This is a genomic window from Shuttleworthella sp., from assembly GCF_057251025.1.
On the sequence record NZ_DBHIDN010000004.1, the window covers coordinates 23,437 to 39,230 of the forward strand.

Annotated in this window: 15 protein-coding genes and 1 riboswitch; of the genes, 1 reads left to right on the top strand and 14 read right to left on the bottom strand. The window is 55.9% G+C overall.

The genetic code is table 11. The features are described 5' to 3' along the window. Nucleotides 1-17: 17 nt before the first annotated feature. The 4 genes from ACO5R6_RS01840 to asnS all read right to left on the bottom strand — a co-directional run bounded on the left by ACO5R6_RS01840 (nucleotide 18) and on the right by asnS (nucleotide 5,204). Nucleotides 18-2,279 (bottom strand): ATP-dependent helicase, encoded by a 2,262-nt coding sequence (locus tag ACO5R6_RS01840; RefSeq protein ID WP_485625478.1) that lies wholly within the window; start codon nucleotides 2,277-2,279, stop codon nucleotides 18-20. 58 nt (nucleotides 2,280-2,337) lie between these two features. Then, nucleotides 2,338-2,631: a YerC/YecD family TrpR-related protein gene (locus tag ACO5R6_RS01845; RefSeq protein WP_485625479.1), complete on the bottom strand. Its 294-nt coding sequence runs from the start codon at nucleotides 2,629-2,631 to the stop codon at nucleotides 2,338-2,340. A 139-nt stretch (nucleotides 2,632-2,770) separates the two neighbouring features. Further along, entirely contained in the window at nucleotides 2,771-3,781 is a 1,011-nt protein-coding gene (gene asnA, locus ACO5R6_RS01850) for an aspartate--ammonia ligase (RefSeq protein ID WP_485625480.1), read from the bottom strand. A 25-nt stretch (nucleotides 3,782-3,806) separates the two neighbouring features. Continuing rightward, the gene (gene asnS, locus ACO5R6_RS01855; protein ID WP_485625481.1) at nucleotides 3,807-5,204 is read right to left on the bottom strand and encodes an asparagine--tRNA ligase; all 1,398 of its coding nucleotides are present in this window, start codon (nucleotides 5,202-5,204) and stop codon (nucleotides 3,807-3,809) included. A gap of 144 nt (nucleotides 5,205-5,348) precedes the next feature. Then, nucleotides 5,349-5,449: riboswitch (TPP riboswitch) on the top strand. A 27-nt stretch (nucleotides 5,450-5,476) separates the two neighbouring features. On the opposite strand from asnS, the gene ACO5R6_RS01860 reads away from it, so the two are divergent. Further along, complete coding sequence (locus ACO5R6_RS01860) at nucleotides 5,477-6,163, top strand: energy-coupled thiamine transporter ThiT (protein WP_485625482.1); 687 nt, start codon at nucleotides 5,477-5,479, stop codon at nucleotides 6,161-6,163. A 33-nt stretch (nucleotides 6,164-6,196) separates the two neighbouring features. Here ACO5R6_RS01860 and ACO5R6_RS01865 read toward each other — a convergent pair whose 3' ends face one another. From ACO5R6_RS01865 to ACO5R6_RS01910, 10 genes are all read right to left on the bottom strand, one after another. Next, the gene (locus ACO5R6_RS01865) at nucleotides 6,197-7,426 is read right to left on the bottom strand and encodes a DUF4317 domain-containing protein (RefSeq protein ID WP_485625483.1); all 1,230 of its coding nucleotides are present in this window, start codon (nucleotides 7,424-7,426) and stop codon (nucleotides 6,197-6,199) included. Further along, complete coding sequence (locus ACO5R6_RS01870) at nucleotides 7,423-8,442, bottom strand: DMT family transporter (protein ID WP_485625484.1); 1,020 nt, start codon at nucleotides 8,440-8,442, stop codon at nucleotides 7,423-7,425. Before ACO5R6_RS01870 ends, ACO5R6_RS01865 begins: the two co-directional genes overlap by 4 nt. Nucleotides 8,443-8,702: 260 nt before the next feature. Continuing rightward, nucleotides 8,703-10,022 (bottom strand): aspartate kinase, encoded by a 1,320-nt coding sequence (locus ACO5R6_RS01875; protein ID WP_485625485.1) that lies wholly within the window; start codon nucleotides 10,020-10,022, stop codon nucleotides 8,703-8,705. 167 nt (nucleotides 10,023-10,189) lie between these two features. Further along, a complete protein-coding gene (locus ACO5R6_RS01880) occupies nucleotides 10,190-10,807 on the bottom strand; it encodes an ECF transporter S component (RefSeq protein ID WP_485625486.1) in 618 nt (205 codons plus the stop codon). A gap of 318 nt (nucleotides 10,808-11,125) precedes the next feature. Then, nucleotides 11,126-11,614 carry a MarR family winged helix-turn-helix transcriptional regulator gene (locus ACO5R6_RS01885; RefSeq protein ID WP_485625487.1) on the bottom strand — a complete coding sequence of 163 codons (489 nt, stop codon included), beginning with the start codon at nucleotides 11,612-11,614 and terminating at the stop codon, nucleotides 11,126-11,128. A gap of 14 nt (nucleotides 11,615-11,628) precedes the next feature. After that, nucleotides 11,629-12,543, bottom strand: a complete 915-nt coding sequence (locus ACO5R6_RS01890; RefSeq protein ID WP_485625488.1) for an NAD(P)/FAD-dependent oxidoreductase — start codon at nucleotides 12,541-12,543, stop codon at nucleotides 11,629-11,631. A gap of 60 nt (nucleotides 12,544-12,603) precedes the next feature. Further along, a complete protein-coding gene (gene trxA, locus ACO5R6_RS01895; protein WP_485625489.1) occupies nucleotides 12,604-12,915 on the bottom strand; it encodes a thioredoxin in 312 nt (103 codons plus the stop codon). 77 nt (nucleotides 12,916-12,992) lie between these two features. After that, nucleotides 12,993-13,286: a hypothetical protein gene (locus ACO5R6_RS01900; protein WP_485625490.1), complete on the bottom strand. Its 294-nt coding sequence runs from the start codon at nucleotides 13,284-13,286 to the stop codon at nucleotides 12,993-12,995. Nucleotides 13,287-13,492: 206 nt separating this feature from the next. After that, entirely contained in the window at nucleotides 13,493-14,641 is a 1,149-nt protein-coding gene (locus ACO5R6_RS01905; RefSeq protein ID WP_485625491.1) for an FprA family A-type flavoprotein, read from the bottom strand. Nucleotides 14,642-14,923: 282 nt separating this feature from the next. After that, a complete protein-coding gene (locus ACO5R6_RS01910) occupies nucleotides 14,924-15,784 on the bottom strand; it encodes a hypothetical protein (RefSeq protein WP_485625492.1) in 861 nt (286 codons plus the stop codon). Nucleotides 15,785-15,794 lie beyond the last annotated feature (10 nt).

Sequence of the window (15,794 nt, forward strand, 5' to 3'; positions counted from 1 at the left end):
ATTTGTTGGGATCTCTGTCATAGCTTGACCAGTTTCGCGAATGCAGCGAACATCTTCTTGGTTCCGGCCCGGTCGAAATCGACGGTCACTTCATAGTCTCGTCCCCCCTCCACAATAGAAGTGACCTCTCCTTCTCCAAACTTCACATGTGACACCCTGTCTCCGACCCGGTAGTCGAGCGCTTCCTTCCCGCCGCTGCCAATGCCCCTGGCCGCCGCCGCATATTTCTGGGCGGAAGTCTTCTTGTGAATTCCTCCCCCGCCCGGGCCGGCATAGGCTTTGGATCCATAGCGGGGGCCCGGTTCATGGTCCTCTTCCGTGAAGAAATCAGCCCGCTTTCCGGGCAGACTTCCGTCGAGGACCTCCGGGGGGATCTCCTCGACGAAGCGGCTGATCGCGGCATACTGCATCTGCCCCCGCACCATGCGCATCCGGGCCGCCGTAATGGTCAGCTGCTCCTTGGCCCTGGTGATCCCGACATAGGCCAGGCGGCGCTCCTCCTCGATCTCCTCCTCGGAATTGTCCGCCGTAATTGACATAAAGCTTGGAAAGAGCCCGTCCTCCATGCCCACCAGAAAGACCCTGGCAAACTCCAGCCCCTTGGCCGCGTGCAGAGTCATCAGAGCCACATAATCTGCGGATTCGTCCAAGCTGTCGATGTCGGCGACCAGGGCGACCTGCTCCAGGAAATCATGAAGGCTTGCCTCCTCTGTCTCCTGCTCATAGAGAATGAGTTTATTCATAAGCTCATCGATGTTCTCGATCCTGGACTTGGCCTCATCGGTCCCCTCGGCCTTAAGTCCCTCCACATAGCCGGTCCGGTCTATGAGATCAAGGAGGCACCGGCTTATGCCCTCCTGGTCTAAGACCTGTCTGGACTGGTCGATCAGGGAGACGAAGTCCCGAATCCCTGCCCCCGCCCGGGCCAAGCCCGGGATCCGGTCCGCTTGGGTCATGGCCTCATAGAAGTCAATCCTCTTGGCATTGGCATAGGCCTGGATCCGGTCCATGGAGCCGGCCCCGATCCCCCGCCTAGGGACATTGATAACCCTGCGGACTGCCAGGTCGTCCCTGGCATTGTCGATGACCTTGAGGTAACTGATCAGGTCCTTGACCTCCCGGCGGGCATAGAAGTTGACCCCGCCGAAGATCTTGTACGGAATATTGTCGACAACCAGCTTCTCCTCCAGAAGGCGAGACTGGGCATTCGTTCGGTAGAGAATGGCGCAGTCCTTATAGGAGCAGTCGCCGCGGCGGACGGCGGCACGGATCCGGTCAGCCACATACTCCGCCTCCTCATAGGCCGTATCGAACTGCCTCAGGACGATCCTCTCTCCGGCGCCCGAGTCGGTCCACAGGGCCTTGTCCTTTCTGCCGACATTGTTGGCGATCACCCCGTTGGCCGCCGTCAGAATGTTCTGGCTGGACCGGTAGTTCTGTTCCAGCTTGATCACCCTGGCGTCCGGATAGTGCTCCTCGAAGTGGAGGATATTATAGATATTCGCCCCCCGGAACTTGTAGATGGACTGGTCATCGTCCCCGACCACGCAGATGTTGCGGTGGCCGTCCGCCAGCAGTCGGACCAGCTCGAACTGGGCTGTATTCGTGTCCTGATACTCGTCCACCATAATGTACTGAAAACGTCTCTGGTAGTAGTCTCTGACCTCGGGATCCCTGCGCAGGAGCTCCACTGTCTTCATGATCAGGTCATCGAAGTCCATGGCGTCATTGGCCAGGAGCCTGGCCTGGTACTCCCGGTAGACCTGGCCCTGGCGGGTTCGGTTGAAGTCCCCGGCCGCCCCCTGCAGGAAGTCCTCCGGCCCGATCAGATTCTCCTTGGCCCGGCTGATCACGGACAGAAAGGACCGCTCCTTGTGGATCTTGGTGTCAATATCCAGCCGCTTGCAGATATCCTTCATCAGGGTCTTCTGGTCATCCCCGTCATAGATGCTAAAGCGGCCGTCATAGCCGATCCGGTCTGCAAAACGGCGGAGGATCTTGACACAGGAGGCGTGAAAGGTCGCCACCCACACCGCTTCTCCGCCGAAGCCCGCAAGGCGGTTGATCCTCTCCCGCATCTCCCCGGCCGCCTTGTTGGTGAAGGTGATCGCCATGATCCGATAGGGGGCCACCCCCTTCTCCTCAATCAGATAGGCCACCCGGTGCGTCAGAACCCGGGTCTTGCCGGATCCGGCGCCGGCCAAAATAAGGACGGGGCCCTCACTTGCAAGGACTCCGTCTCTCTGCTGTTCATTTAATAATTCAAGCGATCTTGACATCTTTTCTCCGTGGGGCATCATCCCTGCCCCTGCTTCCTCCACCGCCGCCATACGGCCGTCATGAGTCCGAGCTGACCCGCTTTAATACGGCGTTATAGCCTCCATCCCCGTAGATGAGGGCCCGGTTGACCCTGCTGATGGTCGCCGTTGAGGCCCCGGTCCGCTCTGCGATGTCCATATAGGTGTAATTCTTCCGCAACATGCCGGCGACCTCGAAGCGTTGGCTCAAGGACACCATCTCGTTGGCCGTGCACAGGTCCTCGAAGAAGAGATAGGCCTCTTCTCTGTTCTTTAAGGTCAGGATCCCGTCCATGAGCCGGTCCATGTTCTCATCTCTCATTTTCTTAATCATTGCTGTCCCCGATCCTATCTGTCAGGCTCTTTGCCCCTATAAATAATCCCAGCAGCCGCCTTTTAGGCAACTACTGAGATTTTAGCACGCTACTTTATGAAATTCAATCGATTCTTCTTTCGGTCCCATCTCCTGTTCATCAGAGAAGGGTGACGCCCCGATCCGCCGCGAGCTTTAAGTCCTCCTCCGGCCAGATGGAGACCTGGACCTCGCCGATGTGGCATTTGCGCAGGAAGAACATGCAGATCCTGGACTGGCCGATTCCTCCGCCGACCGTATAGGGAAGTTTCCTCTCTATAATGGACTTCTGGAAGGGAAGGTCTGCCCGCTCGGGACAGCCCGCCTTGGCAAGCTGACTCAGAAGCGCCTCCTCATCGACGCGGATACCCATGGAGCTTAGTTCCAGGGCGATATCGAGGACGGGATAGTAGACAATAATGTCTCCGTTCAGACTCCAGTCATCATAGTCGGGAGCCCTGCCGTCGTGCCTGTCCCCGCCCCTTAACTTGTCGCCAATCTGCTCGATGAAGACCGCCCCCCGGAGCTTGGCGATCCGGTATTCCCGTTCCTTCGGCGTGCAGTCCGGATACATATCCTCTAATTCCTGGGTGCTGATGAAGCTGATGTCATCGGGCAGGATGCAGTCCACATAGTCATACTTGTTGGCCACATACTTCTCTGTCACATGCAGGGCCTCATAGACGTTTTTAACGATTTTGTGCAGGAAGCTCCGATTGCGGTCCGCCTTGTCGATCACCCGCTCCCAGTCCCACTGGTCCACATAGATGGAATGGATGTTGTCCGTGTCCTCATCCCGGCGGATGGCATTCATATCCGTGTAGAGTCCCTGCCCCCGGGTGAAACCGTAGCGTCCCAGGGCATACCGCTTCCACTTGGCCAGGGATTGGACGATCTCCACCGCATGGTCTCCCTGCTCCCGGATCCCGAAGGAGACGGGGCGCTCGCTCCCGTTTAAGTTGTCGTTTAGGCCGGAGGAGGGCTCGACGAAGAGAGGAGCCGTCACTCGCTGCAGATTCAGTTCTGCCGCCAGCTGATTCTGGAAGAAATCCTTGACCTTCTTAATGGCGATCTGCGTGTCCCTAAGGTCCAGGGCTGACTGATAACCGGATGGAATTTGAATACTGCTCATAGATAACTCCTAACTCACCGGTCCCTTACAGGTCACAGGTCCCCACCGTTCTGGGGAATGGCAGGACGTCCCTGATATTGGAAATCCCGGTTAAATACATGATCAGACGCTCGAAGCCGAGCCCGAAGCCGGCGTGACGGGTGGAGCCGTACTTGCGCAGGTCCAGGTAATAGGCATAGGTGGACTCGTCCATCCCGTTCTCCCGGATCCGCTCAAGCAGCTTGTCATAGTCGTCCTCACGCTGGGAGCCACCGATGATCTCTCCGATCGCCGGAACCAGGCAGTCGACCGCGGCGACCGTCTTATGATCTTCATTCAGCTTCATGTAGAAGGCCTTGATCTCCTTGGGGTAGTCCGTGACGAAGACCGGTCTCTTGAAGACCTGCTCGGTCAGATAGCGCTCGTGCTCGGTCTGCAGGTCACAGCCCCAGAATACCTTGTAGTCGAACACGTCATTGTGCTTGGTCAGCTCCGCAACCGCGTCTGTATAAGAGATGCGGCCGAAATCCGAATTCACCACGTGATTCAGGCGGTCGATGAGCCCCTTGTCCACAAAGCGGTTGAAGAAGTCAATCTCCTCCGGACAGTGTTCGAGCACATAGGATATCACATACTTGAGCATGGACTCGGCCAGCTCCATGTCGTCCTCGAGGTCAGCGAAGGCGATCTCCGGCTCAATCATCCAGAACTCGGCCGCATGTCGGCTGGTGTTGGAATTCTCGGCCCGGAAGGTGGGGCCGAAGGTGTAGATCCTCTGAAATGCCTGGGCGAAGGTCTCACCCTGCAGCTGGCCGGACACGGTCAGGTTGACGGGCTTGCCGTAGAAATCCCGGGTGAAATCCACCTTTCCCTGCGCATCCTTGGGCACATCGTCTAAGTCCAGGGTGGTCACCTGAAACATCTCCCCCGCTCCCTCCGCATCCGAGGAGGTCAGAATGGGGGTGTGGACATAGACGAAGTCCCGCTCCTGGAAGAACTTATGAATGGCATATGCGGCCACGCTCCGGACGCGAAAGGCAGCCTCAAAGGTATTGGTTCTGGCCCGCAGATGGGGCATGGTCCGCAGGAACTCCAGACTGTGCCGCTTCTTCTGCAGGGGATAGTCCGGTGTGGACGCCCCTTCGACCTCAATCGCGGTCGCCTGGATCTCAAAGGGCTGTTTCATGTCCGGCGTCAATGTCACAAGACCGGTCACCCGAACGGCGGCTCCGACATTCTGATGTGAGATCTCCTCGTAGTTTGGAATCTGATCCGCGGAGAAGACCACCTGGACGGGGGTGAAGAAGGTTCCGTCATTTAAGACCATGAAGGAGAAATTCTTGGAATTCCGGATGCTTCTGACCCATCCGCCGAGGGTCACTTCCCTGTCCCCGTACTCCTTGTAATTCCGCTGTAAGCTGCGGACGTCTAATCGATCAGCCATCTTTATCTCCTTCATCTGTCGCACAAAATTATGCTATAGTTTATCCCATCCAATCCCACATTTCAACCGAAAGGGCCCGCATCTTGCGTCTCCTCCCTTGACATTTCGCGGTGAAGTGATAGCCTTTTGTTCAGTAAATAAATTGTATATCGCTGGGGGTGCCCTGTGGCTGAGAGAAGCGTCTGCTTCGACCCTTATCACTTGATCCGGATCATACCGGCGTAAGGAAGCAAGATTCCACCCCCCGCGCATCAGTCAAGGGAGGTTATTTTATGTCATTTTTTGCAACTGCCGACGCAAGCGGTTCCTATTCTCTCACGGTCTGGGGCTACACCGCCCTGATCCTTGCCTTAATTGCCGTCCTCCTTCTGGGCAACTTCCTCTTCGGTCGGAAGAAGAAATTCTCCGCCAGAGAGATCTCCTTCGCGGCCATGGCCATCGCCCTCGGCACCGTAAGCTCCATGATCAAGCTCTTTAATCTGCCCATGGGAGGGTCTGTCACCCTCCTCTCCATGCTCTTTATCGTCCTGGTCGGCAACTGGTACGGCCTTGGCATGGGCCTGTCCGCGGGTCTGGCCTACGGCATCCTCCAGCTCCTCCTGGGCCCCTATATCATCAGCCTGCCCCAGATGATCTGCGACTACCTTCTTGCCTTCGGCGCCCTGGGCCTCTCCGGCCTCTTCGCCGGGTCCAGGAACGGTCTGATCAAGGGCTATCTCCTGGCCGTCCTGGGCCGCTATTTCTTCGCTGTCTTGTCCGGGGTCATCTTCTTCGGCGCCTACGCCGAGGGGGTGGTCTTCGCCGGATACGACTTCTCCGGCCGCCCCTTGCTCTATTCCCTGGCCTACAACGGCTCCTATCTGCTGGCAGAAGCCCTCATCACCATCCTGATCCTCGCCATTCCCGCTGTTCGCAGGGGTCTGTCCCGCGTCCGTGACCTGGCCCTGGGCGAGCGCTGACCCCTCCGGCTTAAATCCCGGAAAATCAGCAGATCAGAAGAGGTAATCCTCCCCATTCAGGCTGGCCTGATCGTCCGGCTCCAGGGGGATGATCAGGCATTTGCGGCCATCCAGAAAGCTCGTCTCCACCGTATCCAGGCGTTCCTCCGGGACTCTGACGACCACGTCTATGGCCTTGCCGTCTCTTGCGATCACGCCTGCGGCCTCCAGCTGATCCGTCAGCTCCACGACCTTCTTCTGCAGGTGATTCTTCTCCTTGCGGACCTCATTGTCCTTTAAGAGTTTGCTGTCCAGCAGATCCTCAGCAGCGGGCGTCTCGTCTGCGAAGAATTCCTCGAATTCGGCTCCGACCCGGTCGGACCGGTCTGAGGGCAGGCCGGAGTCCTCCAGGATATCCACCAGATCCTCCCTGGTCAGAAGAAGCGCTTCCTCGTCGCTCCTTCGATCTTCCTCCATTGCGATGAAATCATTCAGATTGGACTGGACCTCCAGGAGAAAGTCTTCCGCCGCGTCCTCCTCTTGTGCAGCACTCCGGCAGACCATCCGGCCGAAGGCCTCCCGCTTCTCTGTCGCCGTAAGCCTGCTCTCACAGCCCAGTCCGTTCTCCCAGAACTCCCTGTGGGGATCCTTGACGCTCTTTGCGTACATGAGAACATGGTGGATATCACTCGTCCGGTCATCGAAGGAGGGAAAGAGGAAGCCGGTGTCGACCGGCCCCACCACCCAGTCGCGGTTCCTGGCGGCGATTGCATTGTCCTCCTCCCGGTAGCCGAGGCCTGGCTTGGAGAGGGCTACGGGACAGATGGCACAGAGGATATAGTCAAATGCCTCAGCGGACTCGTCCAGGTCTATGTTGTCGGAGCCCCTGCTCATGAGATCGTAGACATCGTGAAAGAGCAGGATCAGATAATTGCCCGCGCACTCATAGGTCTCAATGACATGATCATAGAAGCGGTTCAGGACCGGCTCCTGTTCGATTCTTGTACTGCGAAGGGCCATCAGGAGCTGCTGGCGCCCCCCCTCCTCCTCTTCTCTCAGCGGAAATTCAAGCTCGATCAGCTGGTTGCCCAGCTTACCGGACAGGACCTTGTTGGCAATCTCTAAGTATTTGGAGAACTCCTCGTCCTCCAGATTGAGAAAGGACCGATTGAAGGTCGTCACCTTGTTCTTATTGGCATCGACATAACATCCGGCCATGCGGGAAAAGGATACGGTTTCCCTCTTCAGCCTTCTCTTGAGTTCCGTCACTTCCTTCTTGTTCATCCGACAAGCTCCTTATCTGTTTCCCTGATCCTGACATATTTCCGGCTTGCGGCAGGATCCGCCATCTCCGCCGGGCCCTCCTCTGTTCCTCCGAAGAGGGTGGCAAGCAAAATCGCCGCAAAGAGAACCGCGCATCCCATCATCTCCAAAGCGGACAAGCGCTGATGGAGGAAGATCCATCCGGCGACGGCGGAGATAACTGACTCAAAGCACATGAGGATAGATGCTAAGGTGGGATTTAAGTTCTTCTGCCCTATGATCTGCAGGGTGAAGGCCACGCCGCTGGAGAGTATACCCGCATAAAGGAGGGGGAAGATGGCAAGGCCGATATCCTCTATCCCGGGATGTTCCAGGATCAGGGCGAAGATCAGGCTTAAGGCAGAAGACACGGCGAACTGGATCATGGCGAAGACCACACCGTCACAGCGGGGAGACCGGTAGCCCACATACATGATGTGAACCGCAAAGCAGAGGCCGGAGAGAAGTTCCAGTCCGTCACTCAGATTTAAGGAGACCCGGCCCCCCTTCATGGAGAGCATGTAGAGTCCGACGATGGACAGGGCCACGCAGAGCCAGATCATCTTCTTGGCCCTCTTGCCCAGGAAAATGCTCAAAATCGGCACGAAGATCACATACATGGCCGTGAAGAATCCGGCCTTAGCCGTTGTTGTGCCTGCGATTCCAAGCTGCTGGACATTGGATGCGATGAAGACAATCAGACCCAGAACGGACCCGCAGGCAAGCTCTGTCTTGGTCACAAAGGCCCTCTGCCCCCTCCTGCCGGGGATGAAGATATTGTCCGGCCGATCCTCTTCCATGGGGCGGGCGGAAATCCCCCTGGCCTGAAAGAGGACCGCCACGGGAATCAGAAAGAGGAAGCCGATCAGGTTGCGAAAGGCCGTGAAACTGAAGGCTCCCAGATGGCTTGATCCCAGGCTCTGGGCCACAAAGGCAGTTCCCCAGATCAGAGTCGCGACAAATATCAAAGAGGCGTTCTTGAATTCTGCCTTTCTCACAGCCCCCATGCCTCCTGTCCCAATTCTCATAGTCCGCATTCCACCTGCTTGGATTCCAAGTTCCTGCATGACGCTCCTCTTAATTTCCTCCTGCTTTAGCAGGCTAAATTCCCCCTAAAACCACACGAAACGCATTTCCCGATCCGGAAATGCGTTTCGCTCATATCTTATATTCGCCCCACAAGGGCGCTTCTCTTATGCCTACATACTAACACAGGATTTGCCGTCGCATAACCCCCTGATGCGAAAAAAGATCCATTTCAGAGGTTGATTGTCACGAAAATATCGTAGATTGCCTTGATCGCCCCCTCAAAATCCTCATTGGCCACGCCGATGATGATGTTTAGCTCAGAGGATCCCTGGTCCATCATGCGAACGTTGACATGGGCGTGGGCCAGGGCCGAGAAGATCCTTCCGGCTGTTCCCCGCATGGATTTCATTCCCCGGCCCACGACCGCGATCAGAGCCAGGTCAGACTCGATCTCCACCTGGTCCGGCTTGGTTAAGCGGTGGATCTCAGAGACAACGGCCTGCTCCTTGTGGAGGAACTCGTCTTCATGCACCACAATGGTCATGGTGTCGATTCCGGAGGGCATGTGCTCGAAGGAGATGCCGTTGTCCTCAAAGGACTGCAGGACCTTGCGGCCGAAGCCGATCTCGGAATTCATCAAGTCCTTGGTGATGGAGACGGCGCAGAAGCCCTTTTTCCCGGCAATCCCGGTGATGGTGAACTTGGGCTTCCTGGCCGTGGACTCCACGATCCAAGTGCCCTCGTCGTCCGGCGCGTTGGTATTCTTGATATTGATGGGGATACCCTTGGACCGGACCGGGAAGATGGCATCCTCATGGAGAACAGAAGCTCCCATATAAGAGAGCTCTCTGAGTTCCCGATAGGTTAATGTGTCGATGGATACCGGGTTGTGAATGATGCGGGGGTCCGCAACCATAAAGCCAGAGACATCGGTCCAGTTCTCATAGACATCTGCGCCGGCAGCCGCTGCGACAACGGAGCCGGTGACATCGGAGCCGCCCCTGGAGAAGGTCTTGACCTTGCCGTCCGGATCACAGCCGTAGAATCCCGGAATCACTGCGTACTCGGCGTCTTCTAAGGTCTTGCCCAAAACTCTGGCGGTTTTATCCATGTCCAGGAAACCCTCCCGGTCGAAGAAGATATTCTCCGCCGGCTCGATGAAGCGGTAGCCCAGATAGGCTGCCATGACTTTGCCGTTTAAATGCTCCCCCCGAGAGGCCGCATAGTCAAGACTCGGCTCTGTCTTGAGCCTGGCCTCAATCCGGTCAAAATCCTCCTCCAGGGAGATCGCAAGCTGCAGATGATCAATAATCTCCTGGTATCTGGCCTTGATGTCCATCAGCTGCCCATGCAGGTCCCCGCCCTCTAGTGCGGTCCGATAGGCGCCAAGGAGCATGTCCGTCACCTTCTCGTCTCCGTCAAAGCGCTTCCCGGGAGCGCTCGGAACGATATAGCGGCGGCCCGGGTCGCTTCGAATGATCTCCCCCGCCTTCTCAAACTGCCTGGCATCTGCAAGAGAGCTGCCGCCGAACTTCACAATCTTCTTCATGGGATCCTCACGATCTTCTTCCTGCCGGCCCGGTCCTGTGTTTGCCGGGCGGATTCTGCGCGTTCTGTCCGCGACGCACGAACAAATGTGCGTCACTAGTCGGAATGGTATCACAGGAGGAGAGGAATTTCAATTCAAATTCCCTCAGGCCTGGGTCCGAAGCACTCTTAGAACTTCGACCCATCCCTCCTGGCTCCTCTGTCGATCAGACGCGCTTTCGCAAGCGTCGCGACAATCGGCCCCGTCACAAGAGCAGAGACAATCATCTCGAAGATCGCATTCCCGGCGATGATGGACAAGATGAAGGCCAGTACGCTCCTGCCGGCCATCATCTTCTGCAGATAGGGGGTCTGCCCGAAGAGGAGCACAATGGTTGACATGAAAAAGAGGGTGTTGAGAAAGGCCGACAGAAAGCCGACCACAGATCCGCTGACAAGAACATTGGTAAATCTGCGCAGGCCCCGATAGAGTAACGAGACGACCAGTCCGTCCAGCATACGCGGAACAAAGCACAAGACCAGCGTTGACAGGGGGGATATGTTAAAGAGAATGCTTGTCATTCCGCTGGTTCCCAGAAGTGCCTTGAGCAGGGAGGCCAGTCCCCAGACAGCTCCGGCGGCCAGTCCGCCTGCAGGCCCCAGCGCGACCGCCGCGACAGAGACCGGCACCATGGCCAGGGAGACCGTGATGGCGCCCAGGGGAATCGTCACAAATTGCAGGACGAAAATCAGGGCCGTCATGAGAGCCATGACCGCCAGAGACTTGCTTCTTGTCTTCGTATTCATCTTCTACCTCCGTTATCGTTCCCTGTGGCCGACCGGTCTCAGACATGCCAGACGCACCGCTGTCACTCCGTGAGGATGCAACGCGGTGCGTCTTGACGCAGGTCTCAGACGCGAGCTCCAACTGTGGGATACAATACATTGTCCTTCCTGCGTATTATATTTTCACCCGGGTTTCACGTCAATATCCTCCCGGTCTCTTCCTGTCACGAGGGAACATAATTGCAAGGAGACGAGATCACAAGGGAACAAGATCAACTGGGGAAATTTACATAAAAAGAGACCTTCGACTATCCCTGCCGAAGGCCTCTGTCTGACTGCTTATGCCTCAAGTGCTTTCAGTCTCGCCTCGAGATCCTCCATGGGTCCCTGGCCGGGATCCATCTCGGCGAGCATATGATAGAGCAGCTTATAGAGGGCAAGAACCTCCTTGCGTTTTAGCTTAAAGCACCCCTGCATCTGCAGCGGGACAGCCAGGGCCTCATCTCGCAGCTTCATCCCGCTCTTCGTCACTGTGACGATCAAAGAGCGCTCATCTGCCTTAGATCTGGCGCGGTCAATATAGCCCTTGGCCTCGAGCTTCTTGAGCACCGGAGTCAATGTCCCGGAATCGAGAAAGAGGACCTGACCCAGCTCCTTGACCGTCAGTTCCTGCCTCTCCCACATGACCATCATGGTGATGTACTGGGTATAGGTCAGCTGGAGGGGATCCAGAAAGGGCTTGTACTTGCGCACAATTTCCTTAGAGACGGCATACAGCGGAAAACAGAGCTGGTTCTCCAATTTGAGTGAATCATACTTATCGCTCATACCGCGAATCCTCCCTAAGCTGATTGATCTATATAGGCGACGGCAGCGAGCGCTGCCACGGCTCCGTCACCGGCTGCGGTCGCCAGCTGACGGACCGTCTTTGTCCTCGTATCGCCCGCGGCAAAGATTCCATCGACATTGGTCTTGCAGTCCTCGCCCGCGACAATATAACCGCCCTCATCAAGGCTGACAACATTAGAGAATATCATATTCTCCGGCTTCTGTCCAATGGCAACGAAGAGGCCGTTGACCGCAATCGTCCGCTTGTCCCCGCTGATCTTGTCCGTAATCTCCAGGGCCTCAAGCCGGTCCTGACCCAGGAGGGCTGTGATATTGGCATTGAGGATAAACTCCACATTCTCCTTGGCCCGAAGCCTTTCAACGCGCAGGGCCTCTCCCCGGAACTGTTCTCTCCTGTGAATGACATAGACCTTCTCCGCAATCGCGGCAAGGAATTCCGCATCCTCCAGAGCCGTATTGCCGCCGCCGTTGACAGCCACGATTTTCTTCCGGTAGAACATGCCGTCGCAGGTCGCGCAGTAAGAGATTCCCTTGCCGATCCACTCCTGTTCGTGTGCAAGACCAAGCGGCCTGTTCTTGGCCCCGGTCGCAAGAATGATGGTCCGGGCGGCAATGTGGTCTCCGTCCTCCAGGACAGCGACCTTATGATCCTCCCGGCTCTCAATGGCAGTCACCCTGGCCTGGCGGTAGGCAACCCCCAGGTCTGTGGCCTGCTTGTAGAGTCCCATGGCGAAGTCAAAACCGGACGTGTGGGCAATCCCCGGATAATTCTCTATATCCGGCGTATTGATGATCTGGCCGCCGTAGTTGCTCGCCTCGAGAACCAATACGCTCTTATTCTGACGGACCCCGTAGATCCCGGCTGACAGACCGGCGGTACCGGCGCCTACAACTAAAATATCATACATACAAATGCTCCTTTTTGATTTCAGGGAGATCCGCTCTCATCTAGGCGGATCCGGGCCGCATCACTTGAGCAGGTCCAAGAGCTGTGCCTTGGGGACAGCGCCGACCGATTTCTTGTACACCTGCCCATCCTTAAAGAGGATGACCGTCGGAATGGACATGATATTGTATTTCTCCGCGATCCCCATCTCCTCATCGACGTTGACCTTGCCCACCTTGTAAGTGCCGTCGGATTCTCCGGCTATCTCAGAGATGACAGGGCCCAGCATCTTGCAGGGGCCACACCAGGAAGCCCAGAAATCAACCATGACGGGGACAGAACTCCTTAGCACTTCATCCTCGAAGTTGGCAGCGGTAAGTGTTAACTCAGTCATATTCTCCTCCTAACTCTTCTCTCCTTCAGAAAGGGATCTTGTGTCTTGTTTTTACTTTCAGACAAATTGTACGCAATTTATTTCGAGCTGTCAATACTATTGCGCGCAATTTTTATCTCTGCGAGAAGGTCTTCCGCCCCGGGCTCTTGCCTCTTGGCGGCGTATGAGGCCCATTTGAAAGCCTTGATCAGGTTCTTCTCCCCATAGGTCCCCCTGAGATAGCTTTCTGCCAGTTCCAGGGCCGCTCCCCGGTCTCCCCCGGCTGCCCTGTCAAACAGGGCAATCCATGCGGGACTCGCCATGGTGGACTTGAATTCCACGGCCTTCTTATCCACCCTTAGTCCAGTCTTTCGCTTGTGATCGTAGGACATCTCAGTCATCCCTTCTACTGTTCTTCTATTCCGTTCCCCATTAGTGTTCTTCTGTTCTGCTTCTGACCCTCTGGTACAGCAGAAAAGCGGCCGCAGGATACCGCAGGACCCATATGCAGGTCAGCAGTCTCCTGTAGTCGCTTCATCCTCTTAATCACATGGATCGGTCATCGGTTCTTTTGACCCGTCCCCTTCCGGACTTTCATTTATGCCTCTGCCAGGGCCTCTGTCAATTCCTCCATCTTCTTCCTGCTCTCCGCGTCAAGAGTAGACCGGATGGTCACCTGAGGATCGATCCATTCGATATTCTTCCAGCCCTCCATGATCTTCTTCATCGTGCGGGCGGCCGTGGGGCCCCAGGATCCGTTCTCCATGATGCCGATCTTCCGCCCCTGGAAGGCCTTGTTGGCGAGATGATGGAGGAAGTCCTGCATGGGGGGATAGACCTGGGCGTCATAGGAAGAAGCCGCAAGGAGCATGCGATCAAAGCGGAAGGCCTGGGCGACTGCGTAAGAGACATCTGTCTCGGTCAGATCCATGAGCTCCGTCTTGACCCCCTTGGCTTCCAGCATCTTCTGAGCCTGTCTGGCGGCCTCCAGCGTGTGCCCGTAGATGGAGGCAACCGGAATGAAGACCCCGCTCTCCTCCGGTGCATAGGAGGACCATGTCTGATACAGCTTTATGTACCGGTCCAGATGTTCCGTCAGAAGCGGGCCGTGCAGGCTGTAGATCTTCTTGATTTCAAGACCGGCCGCCTTCTTCAGCAGGGTCTGCACCTGAGGGCCGTACTTGCCGACGATATTAAAGTAATAGCGGCGGGCCTCCGTCACCCAGTCGTCTTCCACGTCCCCGCAGCCGAATTTTCCGAAGGCGTCTGCCGCAAAGAGCACCCGGTCCGTAGAATCATAGGTCAGCATCACCTCCGGCCAGTGGACCATGGGCGCGAAGATAAAGTGAAGCTTGTGACTGCCCAGATCCAGGACATCATGGTCCTGAACCATGAGCTTGCGGTCAATGGCCAGGTCCAGGTCCGGAAAGAAGGCGTGAATCATATTGAAGGTCTTATTGTTGCCGACTACCTTGGCGTTGGGATGCTGTTCTAAGGCAGCGGCCAGGGACGCGGAGTGATCGGGCTCCATATGCTGAACAATAATGTAGTCCAGCCGGCGGCCGTCCAGGGCTTCCTTCAGAAGATCCAGCCATTCCTCCGTCTTTCTGGCATCGACCGTGTCCATGACGGCCGTCTTCCGGTCATCGATGAAATAGGAATTATAAGACATGCCCGCGGACAGGGGATACTGCCTCTCGAACATCTTCAGATCCCTGTCATGAGTCCCGATAAATTTAATGCTCATCTTCCTCTCCTCTGTGCCTCTTCTTCACATCCTGCCGGCGCTTCCGGTCGTGCGGCGTTCTCCCGCGAAGACCTACTCCCCGCCGAACCGACTCCTCAAAACAACTCTATCGATTATAGCATGGAGACAGGGAAATAGGAATTACTTTGCCTCCTCGTCCATGGACAGGTCTGTAGCTTTACAATTTCCCCTTGTCTATCTGTGATTTCACCTGGTCAAACTTCGATATGTCAGAAGCGAAGCCAACCTGTATGTACTTAATTATATCAGATTGAAATCCCCTTACTTCTCGGGCAAGCCCTTGGGCTCTTGGATCTTTTCAATCTGATTGATATCCCGGTAAGAGGCCTCAAAGTGATCCTCATTGGAGACGACCCCATGATCTTTCTCGCTTTCCAGGCCGGTCTTGATATGAATCCTGGCCTCACTCGGGGTCAGCTTCTTCTTTATGAAGCCACCGTCCTTTTTCAGAATCAGCCGGATATCCAATTCCAGTGACTGGACATTCTTCTTTCCCTCGCCGAAAAGTTTACTCTCCAGGAAACTATCCCTTAAAGCAGCGATCTGCTCTGCATTATCCTTGACATCGCCCTGAAAATGCAGGTAAATATAGTGTTCATCCTCTCGGATCTGAAACTGATCCGCATATTTCTCATAGACCTGTAAAAAGGCCTCACTCCGTCCCACTTCCGGCGCCTTAATGTCCTTTGCGGCCTTCCAGACCCAGTTCTTTTTTGTATCTATATCTGCCCGATAAATCAGGTTCGCACCTGATGAATATACCTTGGATGTCCCCAGCAAAAAGTCTGTACTGCCATATTGGGCAAGGCTTTTTTTGATATCTTGCGGATTAACCAGTTGACTGCTGCCTGTGCAATACAGCTCTTCAAAGACCTTTTGCTCAAACTCGATTTTTCCCTGCCGCCGGATTGTTTCCGACCGATACTGCTTCACTTCCGGATTGCCGATGGAGTACCTTCTGTAGTTCTCACTCATGTACTCCAGATTTTTTGCCTCTCGAAGGCTCCTGACATAGTTCTTCACATAGCCTGCGGCTCTTGCTTTCGCATCCTGCTGACAGGCACAGAGACATGTAACAGCGAGCAGAACCAGAGACAACAGTATGATTTTCCCTCTCTTCATTGCTTTCTCC

What these genes read in the sequence shown, in the direction of transcription:
- ACO5R6_RS01880 (WP_485625486.1), bottom strand. Translation starts at nt 10,807, where the DNA reads ATGAATACGAAGACAAGAAGCAAGTCTCTGGCGGTCATGGCTCTCATG.
- ACO5R6_RS01860 (WP_485625482.1), top strand. Translation starts at nt 5,477, where the DNA reads ATGTCATTTTTTGCAACTGCCGACGCAAGCGGTTCCTATTCTCTCACG.
- ACO5R6_RS01905 (WP_485625491.1), bottom strand. Translation starts at nt 14,641, where the DNA reads ATGAGCATTAAATTTATCGGGACTCATGACAGGGATCTGAAGATGTTC.
- ACO5R6_RS01840 (WP_485625478.1), bottom strand. Translation starts at nt 2,279, where the DNA reads ATGTCAAGATCGCTTGAATTATTAAATGAACAGCAGAGAGACGGAGTC.
- trxA (WP_485625489.1), bottom strand. Translation starts at nt 12,915, where the DNA reads ATGACTGAGTTAACACTTACCGCTGCCAACTTCGAGGATGAAGTGCTA.
- ACO5R6_RS01865 (WP_485625483.1), bottom strand. Translation starts at nt 7,426, where the DNA reads ATGAACAAGAAGGAAGTGACGGAACTCAAGAGAAGGCTGAAGAGGGAA.
- ACO5R6_RS01900 (WP_485625490.1), bottom strand. Translation starts at nt 13,286, where the DNA reads ATGTCCTACGATCACAAGCGAAAGACTGGACTAAGGGTGGATAAGAAG.
- asnA (WP_485625480.1), bottom strand. Translation starts at nt 3,781, where the DNA reads ATGAGCAGTATTCAAATTCCATCCGGTTATCAGTCAGCCCTGGACCTT.
- ACO5R6_RS01875 (WP_485625485.1), bottom strand. Translation starts at nt 10,022, where the DNA reads ATGAAGAAGATTGTGAAGTTCGGCGGCAGCTCTCTTGCAGATGCCAGG.
- ACO5R6_RS01845 (WP_485625479.1), bottom strand. Translation starts at nt 2,631, where the DNA reads ATGATTAAGAAAATGAGAGATGAGAACATGGACCGGCTCATGGACGGG.
- ACO5R6_RS01885 (WP_485625487.1), bottom strand. Translation starts at nt 11,614, where the DNA reads ATGAGCGATAAGTATGATTCACTCAAATTGGAGAACCAGCTCTGTTTT.
- ACO5R6_RS01910 (WP_485625492.1), bottom strand. Translation starts at nt 15,784, where the DNA reads ATGAAGAGAGGGAAAATCATACTGTTGTCTCTGGTTCTGCTCGCTGTT.
- asnS (WP_485625481.1), bottom strand. Translation starts at nt 5,204, where the DNA reads ATGGCTGATCGATTAGACGTCCGCAGCTTACAGCGGAATTACAAGGAG.
- ACO5R6_RS01890 (WP_485625488.1), bottom strand. Translation starts at nt 12,543, where the DNA reads ATGTATGATATTTTAGTTGTAGGCGCCGGTACCGCCGGTCTGTCAGCC.